This window comes from Streptomyces rimosus subsp. rimosus (assembly GCF_000720725.1).
Taxonomy (GTDB): Bacteria; Actinomycetota; Actinomycetes; order Streptomycetales; family Streptomycetaceae; genus Streptomyces; species Streptomyces rimosus_A.
In genome coordinates this window covers 1-15,710 of record NZ_JOCQ01000061.1, presented here as the reverse complement: position 1 = coordinate 15,710, position 15,710 = coordinate 1, and the positions used below count along the sequence as shown (strand labels likewise).

The following is a 15,710-nucleotide window of genomic DNA, read 5'->3' as shown; positions in this document are numbered from 1 at the left end:
GTCGGTGCATGGCTTCAGACGAGGGAACGGTGCGCGTCGACAGCTGGATCTGGTCCGTCCGGCTGACCAAGACGCGTTCGATGGCCGCGACGGCCTGTCGCGGCGGGCATGTGCGGGTCAATGGTGAACGGGCGAAGGCCGCCCAGGGGGTGCGTCCGGGCGACGAGGTGCGGCTGCGGCACGCCGGGCGCGAGCGCGTCGTCGTGGTCTCGCGTCTCGTGAGCAAGCGGGTCGGCGCCGCGATCGCCGCGGAGTGCTTCGTCGACAACAGTCCCCCGCCGCCGCCCCGCGAGGAGATCGTCGCGGTCGGGCAGCGCGACCGGGGCACCGGCCGGCCCACCAAGCGCGACCGGCGCGAGATGGAGCAGTTGCGGGGCCGCTGAGCGTCCGGGACGGGCGTTCTCGTACGGGCGGGGCGGCGGCCGTACGGGAACGCCCGCCGCCCGTACGGCCCTCGCGCGTACGGCCGCCCGGCCCGCTCACAGCTCGCTCAGGTACACCCAGGCGCCCTCGTCCCGCACGAAGCGGCTGTTCTCCTCCTGTACGCCGGGCTCGCCGTGCAGCGTGTAGTGCGCGCGGAATTCCACGGTGCCCTCGCTGTGGAACGCGCTCCCGCCCGTCGTGCCGACGATCTCCAGGCGCGTCCACCGCTGCCCCGGCTCGAACTCCACGCCCGCCGGGCGCGTCGCGGGGTGCCAGGTGCGCAGCAGGTACGGAGCGTCACCGGCCGCGAAGGCGCTGTAGCGCGAGCGCATCAGCCGCTCGGCCGTCGGCGCGGCGGCCTCGCCCCGGTGGAAGCGGGCACAGCACTCCCCGTAGGACGCTTCCAGGCCGCAGGGGCAGGCGGAGGTGGGGTCGATCGCCGGTCGCCGGCGTGCGTGGTTCTTGGACACCTCCCGATTGTGACCGCTGCGGATGCCCGGCCGGGCGGCGGGGGCCGGGAGCGGCGGTCGGCGGTCAGCCGGCGGCACCGCGCAGCCAGCCGTCGACCGTGGCCGTCACGGCGCGGGCGAAACGGTCGATGCCCGGCGACCGCACAGGGCAGGGGCGGGGCGTGGTGGTCGTCGGTGCCAGGCAGAAGTGCAGGGCGTCATCGGTGCGGTGCAGATCGGTGGTGCCGCCGCCGGGGGCCGGGTGGGTGCAGTACCCGGGGTGGGCGCGTTCGTAGGTGTCGCAGGGCAGTTGGCGGGTCCAGCGGTAGCGGTCGCCGGCGGGGCCGAGCGTACGGCCCGCGTCCGCGTAGAGGTCACCGGCCGCGGCGGCCTGGGCGGCGTACAGGGCGTTGACCCGGCGGACGCGGTCCGGGTGGAAGGCGTCGGGGGCCTGGGAGGCCCAGACGATCTTCGGCCGGGCGAGACCGGCGTCCCGCGCCGCCGCGGCGATCTCCCCGGTCAGCGCCCGCGCGTCGGCCGCGTACCGCGCGTAGTAGCCCTCCCTACCGTACGTGGCGCCGGCCATGCACGGCGTGTAGCCCCAGGCGTTCCCCCAGAACTGGAGGATCACGACGCGCGGCCGCACCGTCCGTACCAGTGCGGCCGCCTTGTCCCGGGCGGGGACGAGCGACTTCCCGCGCCAGGACGTGAGGAGGTCGCACAGCGTCGTACCGGAGTGCGGGGCGGCGTGCAGCTTCGCGCGGCCGGTCGCGGCGAGCCGTTGGGCCAGGACGTCCTGGCTCTCCATGGCCAGGGAATCGCCGAGGTACAGCGCGGGGACGGCCGGACCGTCCGGCTCGCGGCCGGGGCCGGAGGAGGCGGGGTCCGGCGGCGGTTCGGAGGTGCCGCCGCCGGGTGCCGGTGCGGTCGCGGCCGGAGGCCGGGCGTTCTCGGGGCCGGACGGTGCGTCCGTGGGGTCGGAGGCGAAGACGACGCCCCAGCCGAAGGCCCCGACCAGGGCCAGAGCCATCACCCCGAGCAGCGGTGCCACCCAGCGCTGGGTCATCGGGCCGCCCCTGGTCGCGTCGCGCGTACGGCCGGCGGCTCATGTCAGGTGCACTTCACACCGGCACCGGCAGACCAGGGAAGCACACCGGGGGCCACGTGGGAAGACCGCCGCAGGACGGCCGCCCCGCTACTCGGCGAGCGCGGGCGGCCGGACCCCGTGCGACCGGTCGGCCGGTGCCGGAATCCTGCCGCAGAACTCCGCCTCGATCACGTTCAGGTAGAGGGCCCCGTCCGCCAGCCAGTCGCCGTTCATGTTGAACGTGAGCCGGTGGCCACCGTCCCGCGTGGCGACCGTGGCGGACATCGACCCGTTGGTACGGCCGGTCTTGCCCACCACCGGCACCCCGCAGGACAGGGTGGTGGTCTCCACGCCGAGCCCGAACGCGAACCCGTCGCCCGCCGGCACCACGTCGAGCAGTTCCCTCATCTGTTCACGGTGCAGCAACTCGCCGCGCAACAGCGCACGCTGGAAGGTGTTGAGGTCCCCGAGGGTGGAGATCAGGTCGCCGGACGCGCCCAGCCAGGTCATGTTCTGCTCGGTGGCGTCGTGGACCGGTGCGTCGGGGGCCGGGTCGTGCAGCCGGGAGTAGGCGACGGGGTGCGGGGCCGACATGCTCGCGTCGCTGCCGGGGAACTTCGTTCCGCGCAGGCGCAGCGGCTCGATGATGCGGCGCGTCGCCTCGTCGGCGTACGTCTCACCGGTCACCGCCTGGATGACCATGCCGGCGAGCACGTAATTGGTGTTCGAATAGCTGGCCTTCACCCCCGGTGCGGCCACCGGCGGATACTTCAGCGCTACGGCCACCAGCTCTTCGGGCGTGTGGTCGTCGTAGCGGTGCTCCGGGAAACCGCTGCCCGACGCGTTGGTCTGGAATTCCCGGTCCCCGGTGTGGCTGGGCAGGCCGCTGGTGTGGTTGAGCAGCTGGCGCACGGTGATCATGCGGCCGTCGTTGCCGTTGCCGCGCACCAGACCGGGCAGCCACTTGTCGACCGTGTCGTCCAGGCTCAACGCCCCCTCCCCCGCCAGTTGCAGGAGGACGGTGGCGATGAACGGTTTGGTGATGCTCGCCGCCCGGAAGTGGTCGTCGCCCGAGCGTCTGCGCCCCGTATCGACGTCGGCGACACCCGCCGAGCCGAACCATCTCTCCTTCCCGTTGCGGACCTCGGCGGCAACGCCGGGGATGCGGCCCGCGTCCACCAGTTGGCGGAGGGCGGTGCGGGTGGCTTCGTGGCCGTGGCCGGGTGCCTGTGGGGCGGGCGCCGCCGCGTACACGGGTGCCGAGCTCGTGCCGGCCAGTGCGGCGGCGGCGGTGAGGGCGAGGAACGCGGTACGCAAGGTCCGTTGCTTCATCGGCGGTGCCTCCGGCGTCTTGAGGGAGCCGAGCGCGTCCCTGTGGCATGAATGACGCCGGAGGGCGGGCCGGGGTTGACGTGGCGGCCGGGGCCGTACCGGCCTTCCGCCGTGCGGTGGTGCGGGACCGGCCCCATGATGGAAGCAGCGGAGGCACTGCCGGCCCGGTGGTCCCTCCGGACCCGAGCGATCTTTCGGGAGGCGCCATGGGCAAGGACAGCACTCCGGACTCCGACGAGGCCCGCGCCGCGCGGCTGCGGGAGCTCTATACGGGCGGTGAGCGCCCGTTCGACCCGGAGGACCTGGTCATGGCCAGGGGACTGGAACCGACGCCGGAGCGGGTCGAGGAGGCCCGCAGGCTCATCGAGGAGAAGGGGGCGGCGGCCATCGAGCGGTATCTGCCGTAGCCCGCATCGCCGTGGGCTGCCGCAGGGGTTCAGTCGTGGTGCGCCAGGGCGGCGATGCGCTTGCGGTAGGCGGCGCTGTCCGCCTCGCTCAGCGGCAGCCGGCCGTCACCCGCGAGGTGCGAGGGGAGGTATGTGGCCTGCTTGACCGCCTGGTGCAGCGGGCCCGGCAGGTTCAGGAGCAACTGGCCCCGCTCGGCGGTCTCGATGACCATCCACGAGTCGGAACCCCGGTCGTCCGGGGAGGCCGGCTCGATCGTGCTCACCGCCGTCACGGTGAGGGTGGGCGGCACGTCGGTGGTGGTGGGGTCCGTGTCGGTGGCGGTGCCCGTCCTGGTCTTGTGCTGCGTACTCATGCTCCCTCCCTAACAACCGGGGGCGGGTCGGGGCCAGCCGTCCCGCCGAGTCGTGTCTCACAGCGGCCGGGGGAATGCGGGCGGGAACGCGGGCCGGGCCCGCGAGAGGAGAGGTGAGCGACGGAGATGGGCGGCAGAAGAGACTTGGCCAAAGTGACCCGTCCGATACGCGCCACGGGGCCCCGATCACCGATCATGGCCGGCATGAGCGAGGAGACCCCCACCACGGGGCCGGGGCCGGACGCGGCACGGCGTACGCATGACCGGGAGCGACGGCGGGCGCGGCTGGTGCTCGCCGGGCGCGCGGAGAGCGCGGAGGACTTGGCGATGCTGATCGATGCGCTGGGGCTCGATCCCCGGGAGGATCAGGAGACGCCGCCCGGCCGCAGTGGCTGAGCGCTCGGGAAGGCGGCCGGGCCCGCCGTCCTCACGGGAACAGCCGGCCCCACCGCCTTCACCGCCTTCACGAAAGCAGCCGGACCCGCCGTCTTCACCGGAAGCGGCGGGCCCGGCCCCGGTCGGGGCCCCGGCCCGGCGGCTTTCGGTCAGGTGTCCCCTTCCATCGCCTCCACCAGGGATTTCGGCCGCATGTCCGTCCAGCGTTCCGCGACATGGTCCAGGCAGCCCTGGCGGGTGTCCTCGCCGTGGACGACGGCCCAGCCGCCGGGGAGTTCGGCGGCCGCGGGCCACAGGGAGTGCTGGTTCTCGTCGTTGACGAGGACGAGGTAGGCGGCGTCCGGGTCTTCGAACGGGTTGGTCACGTCCGGCTCCTAGGGGGTGTCGGCGGGGCGGGTTCGTACGGGGGTGTCGTGCCGGCCAGTGCGGCGGCGAGGACGGGGCCGATGCGGTCCAGGGCGTGCGGCTGCATCATGTGGCCGTGTTCGCACCGGGCGTCGTGGGTGTGGACGGTGCCGGCGACGTACGGCTGCCACGCCTCCGCCGACCAGTGCGCTTCGCCGTGCTCGGGCTCCGCCTTGAACAGCAGGAGGTCGCCCTCGTGGACGGCGGGCCGGAAGGTGTGCCGGCGCAGGCGGGTGTTGTCGGTCAGGGTCTGTGCCACGGCCGTGACGAGGGGTTCCTCCAGCAGGGCGGCCAGCGCGCTGCCCTGGCCACGGAGGATGTCCGCGGCCCGGGCGGGGTCGAGGCCGCGTCGGGCGGCGTCGGGGCTCACCGCGTCGACGAACAGGAAGGCCACGTCGCGGGCGGTGTGGTGCGGCAGGACACGGTCGGGGTCGGCCTGGAGGGGCGCGGCGTCCAGGAGGGCCAGGAGCGCGACTTTTTCGCCCTGTTCCTGGAGGCGGGTGGCCATCGCGTGGGCGACGGCGCCGCCGAAGGACCAGCCGAGCAGGTGGTAGGGGCCGGTCGGCTGGACGGCGCGGACGCGGTCGAGGTAGTCGGCGGCCATGGCCTCGATGGTGGCGGGGCGGGCGCCGGGTTCGGTCAGGCCGCGGGCCTGAAGGCCGAATACCGGGCGGTCGTGGAGGTGGCGCAGCAGTCCGGCGTACGGCCAGCTGATGCCGGAGGCGGGGTGGACGCAGAACAGCGGCGGGCGGCTGCCGTGCGGGCGCAGCGGCAGCAGGACGTCCAGGGCGTCCGCCGTCGAGGTGGACGCTTCGTACAGGGTCCGTACGAGCCCGGCGGGCGTCTGTGCCTCGAACAGGGCGCGGAGGCCGGGGTCGGCGCCGAAGACCGTATGGACGCGGCTGATGAGGCGGGCCGCCAGCAGCGAGTCGCCGCCGAGGTCGAAGAATCCGTCGTCGGCGCCCACCGCGGGCAGGCCGAGGATTTCGGCGAAGAGCGTGCCCATCAGTTCCTCGGGCGGGGTGCCCGGCGCCCGGCCGCCCTCCGGGGCGGTGAAGTCGGGGGCGGGCAGCGCGCGCCGGTCCAGCTTGCCGTTGGCGGTCAGGGGCAGGGCGTCCAGGAGGACCACGGCGGCGGGGACCATGAACCGGGGCAGCCGCTCGCGCAGGAACCGGCGCAGCTGTGCGGGGTCCGGTTCGGTGCCGGGGGCGGGAACGGCGTACGCGACGAGCTGCTTGCGGCCGGGGGTGTCCTCGCGGACCGCCACGGCGGCGCGGTCCACGTCGGGGTGGGCGAGCAGCGCGGCCTGCACCTCGCCCAGCTCGATCCGTACGCCGTGGATCTTGACCTGGTCGTCCACCCGGCCGAGGTATTCCACGACGCCGTCGGGCCGCTGCCGCCCCAGGTCGCCGGTGCGGTACATGCGCTCGCCGGGCGCGCCGTACGGGTCGGCCACGAAGCGTTCTGCGGTGAGGGCGGGGCGGTGGAGGTAGCCGCGGGCGAGGCCGGCGCCGGTGAGGTGGATCTCGCCGGGTACGCCGGGCGGCACCGGGCGCAGCGCGGCGTCCAGGACGTGGACGTGGGTGTTCCAGATGGGTGTTCCGGCGGCCACGTCGGGGCCGTCGGCGACGGCGTGCAGACTGTCGCCACCGGCTTCGGAGGCGCCGTAGAAGTTGACCAGGCGGGCGTGCGGGAGGGCGTCGGCGAACCGCTGGGAGAGGGCGGGCGGCAGGGTCTCGCCGCTGGTCACCCACAGGGTGCAGCTGGCCAGCAGGCCGGTGTCGCCGTCGAGGAGGGCGGCCAGCAGGCTGGGTACGACGGTGATGCGGGTGGCGCGGTGCCGGGCGACGAGGGCGGCCAGGTCCGCCGGGCTGCGGGCGGTGAGGGAGTCGGCGAGGACGACCGGCGCGCCGTGCAGCAGGGCGCCCAGCAGTTCGGTGGTGCCGTCGATGAAGCTCAGGGTGGTCTTGGCGAGTACCGGCTGTCCGGCGTGCCAGGGGTAGGTACGGGAGCACCACAGCAGCCGGTTGACGCATCCCCGGTGCACGCCGACGACGCCCTTGGGGGTGCCGGTGGAGCCTGAGGTGTAGATGACGTACGCGGGGTGCTGCGGCCTGAGCGGCGCGCGCCGGTCGGCGTCGGTGAGGCCGGTGTCCGGCAGGGTGCGCAGTTCCTCGGCCGTGGCGTCCTCGTCCAGGATGAGGCGCGGGATGTCCGTGGCGGGCAGGGACGGTGCGGTGGCCAGGCCGGTGACCAGCAGGACGGGCCGGGTGTCGCCGAGCATGAAGGCCAGGCGCTCGGCGGGGTGGTCGGGGTCCAGGAAGAGGTAGGCGGCGCCTGCCTTGAGGACGGCGAGTACGGCGGTGACCATGGCGGGCGTACGGGGCAGGGCCAGCGCGACGACGCTCTCGGGTCCGGCTCCGCGTGCGGCGAGCAGGCGGGCGAGGCGGTTCGCGGCGGCGTCGAGTTCGGCGTAGGTGAGGGTGAGGTCGGCGTAGTGGAGGGCGGGGGCGCCGGGGTCGGTGGCCGCGCGGTCCTCGAAGAGGCGCGGGAGGACCGTGTCGGGGACGCCGTGCGCGGTGTCGTTCCGTTCGCGCAAGGTGCGGCGTTCCGGTCCGGAGAGGATGCCGGGCCGGCTGATCCGCTGATCGGGGTCGGCCGTCGCGGCGTCGGTGATGCGTCGCAGCCGCGCCATGAACGCCTCGACGGTGGGGCGGTCGAAGAGGTCGCTGCTGAACTCGACCGTGGCCGCGACCCCGGCGGGGGTTCCGTCGGGCGCGCGGTGCTCGGTGGCGTTGATCTCCATGTCGAGCCGGGCGGTGCCGGTGCCGGTGGACAGCGGGGTGATGGTCAGGCCGGGCAGTTCCAGTTCGCGGCCGGCGGCGGACTGCCAGGTGAGCAGCGTCTGGACGAGCGGGTGGCGGGCGGCCGTGCGGGGCGGGTTGAGGGCTTCCACGAGGCGTTCGAAGGGGACGTCCTGGTGGGCGCAGGCGGCGAGGTCGACGTCCCGTACGCGCTCGATGAGTGCGCGGAAGGTGGGGTCGCCGGAGGTGTCGGTGCGCAGGACGAGGGTGTTGACGAAGAAGCCGACCACATCGTCCAGTGCTTCGTCGGTCCGTCCGGCGGCGGGGGTGCCGATGGGGATGTCCGTACCGGCGCCCAGCCGGGTGAACAGGGCCGCGAGCGCGGCCTGTACGACCATGAACACGCTCGCCCCGCAGTCCCGGGCCAGCGCGGCGAGCCGCTGGTGCTCGGCCGCGTCCCAGGAGAAGGCCAGGTGGGCGCCGCGGCCTCCGGGTTGCGCGGGGCGCGGCCGGTCGGTGGGCAGTGTCAGCTGGTCGGGCAGGTCGCGCAGGTGCGCGGTCCAGTATCGGAGCTGTTCGGCGAGGAGGCTGTCCGGGTCGTCCGGGTCGCCGAGGAGTTCGTGCTGCCAGAGGGCGTAGTCGGCGTACTGGACGGGCGGCGGCGGCAGGTCGGGGGTGCGGCCGGCGCGGCGTTCGGTGTAGGCGTGGGCCAGGTCGCGCCACAGGCGGACGAAGGACCAGCCGTCGGCGGCGATGTGGTGCACGACGAAGAGCAGGAGGTGTTCCCCGGGGCCGAGGGCGAGCAGTTCGGCGCGGAGCGGGAGTTCACGGGTCAGGTCGACGGCCCGGCGGGCGGCGGCGCGGATGCGTGCGGTCACCTCGTCCGGAGCGGCGCCGGTCAGGTCCGTGCGGGTGACGGCGGCGTGCGCGGCGTCCCGGCCGAGCACGGTCTGCCGGGGTACGCCGTCGGTCTCGGGCAGGACCGTGCGCAGCACCTCGTGCCGGTCCATGACGTCCACCAGCGCGGCACACAGCGCAGGGGCGTCCAGGTCACCGGTCAGCTGCAGGGCCAGGGGGACGTTGTAGGTGGCGCTCGGTCCTTCGAGGCGGTGCAGGAACCACAGGCTGCGCTGGGCGTGGGACAGCGGCACCGGGTCCGGCCGGGCGGCGGGGCGGAGCGCTGGCCGGGGCCGCCGGGCGGTGCGCAGCCGTCCGGCCGTACCGGCGACGGTCGGTGCGGCGAAGAGGGCCCGCAGGTCGAGTTCGGTGCCCAGGACGGTACGGATGCGTGCGGCCAGCCTGGTGGCCAGCAGGGAGTCGCCGCCGAGGTCGAAGAAGCTGTCGTCCACCCCGACCGTGGGCAGCCGCAGCACCTCGGCGAACAGGCCGCACAGCACCTCTTCCTCGGTTGTGCGGGGCGCGCGCCCGTCCGCCGATGCGGCGAAGCCGGGGTCGGGCAGGGCACGCCGGTCGAGCTTGCCGCCGACCGTGGTGGGCAGGGTGTCGAGGGGGACGACGGCGGCCGGGACCATGTGCTCCGGCAGGCGGGTGCGCAGGAACTCCCGTACGGCGCCCGGTTCGGGGGCTGTGCCTTCCGGTGCGGCGACCACATAGCCGACGAGGCGCGCGGTGCCCGACGCGTCCGTACGGACGGCCGCCGCGGCGCGGGCGACGGCGGGGTGGGCGAGCAGGGCGGCCTCGATCTCCCCCGGCTCGATACGGAAGCCCCGCACCTTCACCTGGTCATCGGCCCGCCCCGCGAACTCCAGCTGACCGTCGGCCCGCCACCGCGCCAGGTCACCGGTGCGGTACATGCGCTCCCCCGGCGGCCCGTACGGGCAGGCCACGAACCGCTCCGCCGTCAGCCCAGGGCGCCCCACATATCCCCGCGCCAGTCCGGCGCCTGCCAGGTACAACTCCCCCGTCACGCCCGGCGGCACCGGCCGCAGGCCCGCGTCCAGCACGTAGGCCCGGCTGTGGGTGACGGGCGCGCCGATCGGCGGGGTGCCGGTGCCGTGCAGGGGCTCGCTGAGCGTGGCGCAGATGGTCGCCTCGGTCGGCCCGTACGCGTTGATCATGCGGCGCCCCGGCGACCAGCGGGCCACCAGCGCGGCGGTGCCCGCCTCACCGCCGATGACCAGCGTCTCCAGGTCCGGCAGCGCGGCCTGCGGAACGCCGGCCAGCACCGTCGGCGGGATCAGGCAGTGGCTGATCCGCTCGCGCGCCAGGAACTCCGCGAGCACTTGCCCCGTCGGCGGCCCGTCCGGCGGCACGACCAGCGTGGCGCCGGAGGCGAAGGCCATCAGCGTCTCCATCACGGAGGCGTCGAAGCCGGGCGAGGCGAACTGCAGCACCCGGCTGCCCGGGCGCAGCCCGAAGCGGGCCACCTGGGCGGCGGCGAGGGCGTGCAGGCCCGTGTGGGGCACCGCGACGCCCTTGGGCGCGCCGGTGGAGCCGGAGGTGTGGATGACGTACGCCGGGTGCGACGGCCGGAGAGGCGCGAGCCGGTCGGCGTCGGTGGGGTCGTGGTCCGGCTGCCCGGTGAGCAGGCCAGCCGTGTCCCCGGCGTCCAGCACCATGTACGGCGGCCCGTCCGGCGGCAGTCCGCGGACGGCGTCGGCGGTTGTCACGACGAGGGCGGGCGCGGCGTCTCGCAGCAGGCAGTCGATCCGCTGCCGCGGCAGTGCGGGATCGACGGGGAGGTGGGCCGCGCCGGTCTTGGCCACGGCGAGGGCGGCCCGGACGGCCGCGGCGGACCGGGGCAGGCAGAGGGCGACGATGCGCTCGGGCCCCGCGCCGCGGCCGATCAGCAGGTGGGCGAGGCGGTTGGCGTCGGCGTTCGTCTCCGCGTACGTCGCCGACCGCGTTCCCTCCACCAGGGCGGGCGCGTCGGGCAGCCGGGCGGCCCACTGCTCGAACAGCGCGGGAAGCAGGCCCGTCGGCAGTCCGCGCACTGGACCGCTCCACCGGTGCAGCAGCAGACGGCGCTCCCCCGGCGAGAGGATGTCCGCCTGCCCGACGGGCTGCCCGGGCCGCGCGACGGCCGCTTCCAGGAGCCGCCGCAGCCGTACGGCCAGGCTCTCGGCGGTGTCGCGGTCGAACAGCGCGGTGGCGAACTCGACCGACCCGTCCACCCCGGCGGGCGTCCCGTCCGGCGTCCGGCGCTCGGTGAGCCGGAAAGACAGGTCGAACTTGGCGGTGCCGGTGTGCGCCTCCTCCTGCTCGACCGTGACGCCGGGCAGGGACAGGGCGCCTCCGGAGGGCGTGTCCACGGCCAGGGCGATCTGGAAGAGCGGGTTGCGGCCGGCGGAGCGGTCCGGGTTCAGGGCCTCGACCAGCTGCTCGAAGGGCAGGTCCTGATGCGCGTACGCCCGCAGGTCCGCCTCCCGGACCCGACGCAGCAGCTCACGGAACGACGGATCGCCCGAAGTATCGGTACGCAGCACCAGCGTATTGACGAAGAAGCCCACCACATCGTCCAGTGCCGCGTCCGAGCGGCCTGCCACGGGCGTTCCGAGAGGAATGTCCGTGCCCGCTCCCAGCCGGGTCAGCAGCGCCGCCACGGCGGCCTGCACCACCATGAACACACTCGCGCCGCACTCCCGGGCCAGCCCCACCACCCGGCCGTGCAACACCGCATCCCAACGGAACGGCACGATCGCGCCGCGGTGATCGGGAGCGGCGAGGCGGGGGCGGTCGTACGGTAGCGCCAACTCGGCTGGCAAATCGGCCAGTTCGGCACGCCAGAACTCCACCTCGCCCTCATTGCCTTCCAGCGACTCCCGCTGCCACAGCGCGAAATCCGCGTACTGCACCGGCAACGCGTCCCATGCAGGCGCGTCGCCACCCCTCCGCGCTTCATACGCCGCCACCACATCCCGCCACAACGGCCCCAGCGACCAACCGTCCGCCGCAATGTGATGCACAAGCACCACCAACACCGACTCATCCCCACCACCCACGAACAGCTCGGCCCGGAACGGGACTTCCGCCGACAGGTCGAACGCATACCGTGTCGCGCGCCGCACCGCGGCCGTCATCGCGTCGGCGGTCCGGTCCGCCGCCGGTGTCCGTACGAGGAAGGGGCCGTCCGCCGGGCGCACCACCTGGTACGGCTCACCGCCGTCCGGGCCTTCGGCGTACACCGTCCGCAGCACCTCGTGCCGCGCCACCACGTCGCCCAGCGCCGCGTCCAGCGCGTCGGCGTCCACGGTTCCGCGCAGCCGCAGTACCAGCGGCACGTTGTACGCCGCGCTCGGGCCGGTCATGCGGTGCAGCGTCCAGAGGCGCCGCTGCCCGGACGACAGGGGCACCCGGTCGGGCTTGGGCCGCGGGCGGAGCGCGGGGCGGGGCCGGGCCGTGGTGCCGCCGAGGCGGGCGGCCAGGGCGGCGGGGGTGGGCGTCTCGAAGACGGCGCGGAGTTCGAGTTCCGCGCCCAGCACGGCGCGGATCCGGTTGACCAGCCGGGTGACCAGCAGCGAGTGGCCGCCGAGCGCGAAGAAACCGTCCTCGGGACCGGCCGCGGCCACTCCCAGCACCTCGGCGAACAGGCCGCACAGGACCTCTTCCGCGGGCGTGCGGGGCGCGCGGCCGGCGGGCCGCGCGCCGGTGTCCGGCGCGGGCAGCGCGGGGCGGTCCAGTTTGCCGTTGGCCGTCACCGGCAGGGCGTCCAGGAACACGATCGAGGCCGGGATCAGGTGGTCGGGCAGCCGGGCGCGGAGGAATTCCCGTACGTCCGCGGGATCGGGGGCGCTGCCGTCCGGCTGGTGGGCGGTCCCGGTGGGCACCGTGTATGCCACCAGCCGCCGGTCCCCCGGCCGGTCACCCGGCGGCACCGGCCGCAACCCCACATCCAGCACATACACCCGCATACCCGCAACCGGCGTACCGATCGGCGGGACACCACCACCCTCCAGCCGCCCGGACACCGTCGCGCACACCGTCGCCTCGGTCGGCCCATACGCGTTGACCACCGAACGGCCCGACGCCCACCCCGCCACCACTTCAGCGGAGCACGCCTCGCCCGCCACCGTGATCGTGATGCCTTCGGGCAGGCTGCCGGGGGCGAGCGCCGCCAGGGACGAGGGCGGCAGGGTCAGGTGCGTCACGCCGTACGCGGTCACGGTCTCGGCGAGGGGTGCGCCCGGCAGCAGGCGGTCCGCGGGCACGACGACGAGGCGGGCGCCCGTCAGCAGGGCCATGCACAGGTTCCAGAACGACGCGTCGAAGCTGGGCGAGGCGAAGTACAGCACCCGGCTGTCCACTCCGGCATTGCAGCTGTCGTCCATGGTCGCGGCGAGGGAGGCGATGCCACGGTGGGAGACCACCACGCCTTTCGGCGTGCCGGAGGATCCCGAGGTGTACATCACGTACGCGGGGTTGTCGGCACGTGCGGGAGTCCGGCGGTCGGCGTCGGTGAGGCCGGTGTCCGGCAGGGCGGCGAGGGCGCGTTCCGTGTCGCTCGCGTCCAGGAGGAGGCGGGGCACGGCGGTGTCCGGCAGCGCGCCGCCGGTCGCGTGGTCGGTGACCAGGAGCGCAGGGGACGCGTCGCGAAGCAGGTGGACGATGCGTGCGGCCGGGTGACCGGGGTCGACGGGGAGGTGGGCGGCGCCGGTCTTCTGGATGGCGAGCACGGCCGTGATCAGTTCGGCGGAGCGCGGCAGCGCCAGCGCCACCACGCCTTCCGGGCCGGCACCCCGGCCGGCCAGCAGCCGGGCCAGGCGGTTGGCGCGGGCGTCGAGCTCGGCGTAGGTGAGCCGGGTGTCCGGCGATTCGAGTGCCACCGCGTCGGGCGTACGGGCCACCTGCGCCTCGAACAGGCTGGACAGCGTCGCGGCGGGCAGCGCGCGGGCGGTGGCGTTGACGGTCTCCAGCAGCGCGTGCCGCTCAGCGGCGGTGAGGATCTCCAGGCTGCCGATGGTCCGTTCCGGGGCCGCGACGGCCGCTTCGAGCAGCCTGCGCAGGCGCGCGAGCAGGCTTTCGACGGTGGACGCGTCGAACAGGTCCGTACGGAACTCCGCCTCCCCTTCGAGCCCGTCCGGCACCCGCCCGGCGCCCCGGCGCTCACGTACGGCGAAGGTGAGGTCCACCTTGGCGATGCCGGTGGAAACGTGGATCTCCTCGGCTTCGGCACCGGGTAGTCCGTATCCGGTCCCGGACGTGTTGCTCATCGTGAGGGCCACGTGGAAGAGCGGGTTGCGGTCGGCGGAGCGGTCCGGGTTCAGGGCCTCGACCAGCTGCTCGAAGGGCAGGTCCTGGTGCGCGTACGCCCGAAGGTCCTTCTCCCGGACCCGACGCAGCAGCTCACGGAACGACGGGTCGCCCGAGGTATCGGTACGCAGTACCAGCGTATTGACGAAGAAGCCCACGACATCGTCCAGCGCGGCGTCGGTACGGCCCGCCACCGCCGAGCCCAGCGGAATGTCCGTGCCCGCCCCCAGCCGGGTCAGCAGCGCCGCCACGGCGGCCTGCACCACCATGAACACGCTCACCCCGCACTCCCGGGCCAGCCCCACCACCTGACCGTGCAACTCCGCATCCCAACGGAACGGCACCGTCGCACCCCGATGATTGAGAGCGGCGGAACGCGGACGGTCATACGGCAGCGTCAACTCCCGCGGGGCATCTGCCAGTTCAGCGCGCCAGAACTCCACCTGGCTCCTCGTGTCCTCCAGCGACTCCCGCTGCCACAGCGCGAAATCCACGTACTGCACCGGCAACGCGTCCCATGCAGGCGCGTCGCCACCCCTCCGCGCTTCATACGCCGCCACCACATCCCGCCACAACGGCCCCAGCGACCACCCGTCCGCCGCAATGTGATGCACGAGCACCACCAGCACCGACTCGTCCCCATCACCCACGAACAGCTCGGCCCGGAACGGGATCTCCGCCGCCAGGTCGAACGCATACCGCGCGGCCCTCTCCACCTCCGGCGACGCAGCCCCGCTCGATGTCACCGTCAGATACGACCGGCCCGCGTCGTGGTCGCGGACCACCTGGTACGGCTCGCCGTCCGTACCCTCGGCGAACACCGTCCGCAGCGCCTCGTGCCGCGCCACCACGTCGCCCAGCGCCGCGTCCAGCGCGTCCGTGTCCACCGCGCCGCGCAGCCGCAGCACCAGCGGCACGTTGTAGCCCGCGCCCGGGCCCGCCAGCCGGTACAGGAACCACAGGCGCCGTTGTCCGTACGACAGGGGCAGCCGGGCGGGCCGTTCGGCGCGTACGACGGCGGGGCGGGCGGCCGCCGCGCCGTCCACGCGCCGGGCCAGCGCGGCGGGGGTGCGCGCCTCGAACAGGGCGCGGATGGTCAGCTCCCGGCCCAGCGCGGCGCGGGCGAGGCCGACGAGCCGGGTGGCGAGGAGGGAGTGGCCGCCCAGGTCGAAGAAGTCGTCGTCGGCGCCCGCCCCGGGCAGGCCGAGCACGTCGGCGAACAGGCCGCAGAGGATCTCTTCGCGGGCGTCGCGGGGTTCTCGTCCCGCGGCGGTCCGCCCGGGTTCCGGCAGCGCTCGCGCGTCGAGCTTGCCGTTGGGGGTGAGGGGCAGGGCGTCCAGCACGACGATCGCGGAGGGCAGCAGGTGCACGGGCAGCCGCTCGCTCAAGTAGCGCCGCAGCTCCCCGGGGTGAGGGGCGACTGCGCCGTTGGGCACTACGTACGCCACCAGCCGCCGGTCCCCCGGCCGGTCCTCGCGTACGACGACCGCCGCCGCGCCGACCTCCGGATGCGCGGCCAGCGCGGCCCGCACCTCCCCCGGCTCGATCCGGAAGCCCCGCAGCTTCACCTGATCGTCGGCCCGCCCCACGAACTCCAGCTGGCCATCGTCCCGCCACCGCACCACATCACCGGTGCGGTACATCCGCTCCCCCGGCGGCCCGTACGGACACGCCACGAACCGCTCCGCCGTCAGCCCCGGACGGCCCACGTAGCCCCGGGCCAGCCCGCCACCCGCCAGATACAGCTCCCCCACCACACCCGGCGGCACCGGCCGCAACCCCACATCCAGCACATACACCCGCATACCCGCAACCGGCGTACCGATCGGCGGGACACCACCACC

At 74.5% G+C, this 15,710-nt stretch carries 9 protein-coding genes; 3 read left to right on the top strand and 6 right to left on the bottom strand.

The features are described 5' to 3' along the window. The first annotated feature begins 8 nt into the window (after window positions 1-8). Entirely contained in the window at window positions 9-383 is a 375-nt protein-coding gene (locus tag IH45_RS0127485; RefSeq protein ID WP_030674005.1) for an RNA-binding S4 domain-containing protein, read from the top strand. A 96-nt stretch (window positions 384-479) separates the two neighbouring features. Here the strand turns inward: IH45_RS0127485 and IH45_RS0127480 are convergent, their stop codons facing one another. From IH45_RS0127480 to IH45_RS0127470, 3 genes are all read right to left on the bottom strand, one after another. Continuing rightward, complete coding sequence (locus IH45_RS0127480; RefSeq protein ID WP_030674001.1) at window positions 480-893, bottom strand: YchJ family protein; 414 nt, start codon at window positions 891-893, stop codon at window positions 480-482. Between the two features lie 64 nt (window positions 894-957). Then, window positions 958-1,938 carry a hypothetical protein gene (locus IH45_RS0127475; protein WP_030673997.1) on the bottom strand — a complete coding sequence of 327 codons (981 nt, stop codon included), beginning with the start codon at window positions 1,936-1,938 and terminating at the stop codon, window positions 958-960. 129 nt (window positions 1,939-2,067) lie between these two features. After that, window positions 2,068-3,291, bottom strand: coding sequence for a serine hydrolase domain-containing protein (locus tag IH45_RS0127470; protein WP_030673994.1), 1,224 nt, complete (start codon window positions 3,289-3,291; stop codon window positions 2,068-2,070). A 206-nt stretch (window positions 3,292-3,497) separates the two neighbouring features. On the opposite strand from IH45_RS0127470, the gene IH45_RS0127465 reads away from it, so the two are divergent. After that, a complete protein-coding gene (locus IH45_RS0127465) occupies window positions 3,498-3,698 on the top strand; it encodes a hypothetical protein (RefSeq protein ID WP_030673991.1) in 201 nt (66 codons plus the stop codon). Window positions 3,699-3,727: 29 nt separating this feature from the next. Here IH45_RS0127465 and IH45_RS0127460 read toward each other — a convergent pair whose 3' ends face one another. Beyond that, a complete protein-coding gene (locus IH45_RS0127460; RefSeq protein WP_030673989.1) occupies window positions 3,728-4,051 on the bottom strand; it encodes a hypothetical protein in 324 nt (107 codons plus the stop codon). 204 nt (window positions 4,052-4,255) lie between these two features. On the opposite strand from IH45_RS0127460, the gene IH45_RS0127455 reads away from it, so the two are divergent. Further along, window positions 4,256-4,447 (top strand): hypothetical protein, encoded by a 192-nt coding sequence (locus IH45_RS0127455; protein ID WP_158813279.1) that lies wholly within the window; start codon window positions 4,256-4,258, stop codon window positions 4,445-4,447. 149 nt (window positions 4,448-4,596) lie between these two features. On the opposite strand, the gene IH45_RS0127450 is transcribed toward IH45_RS0127455, so the two are convergent. Further along, window positions 4,597-4,812 (bottom strand): MbtH family protein, encoded by a 216-nt coding sequence (locus IH45_RS0127450; RefSeq protein WP_030673985.1) that lies wholly within the window; start codon window positions 4,810-4,812, stop codon window positions 4,597-4,599. Beyond that, the coding region (locus tag IH45_RS0127445) for an amino acid adenylation domain-containing protein (protein ID WP_158813277.1) at window positions 4,809-15,710 on the bottom strand (10,902 nt) is incomplete at its 5' end. The genes IH45_RS0127450 and IH45_RS0127445, both read right to left, overlap by 4 nt.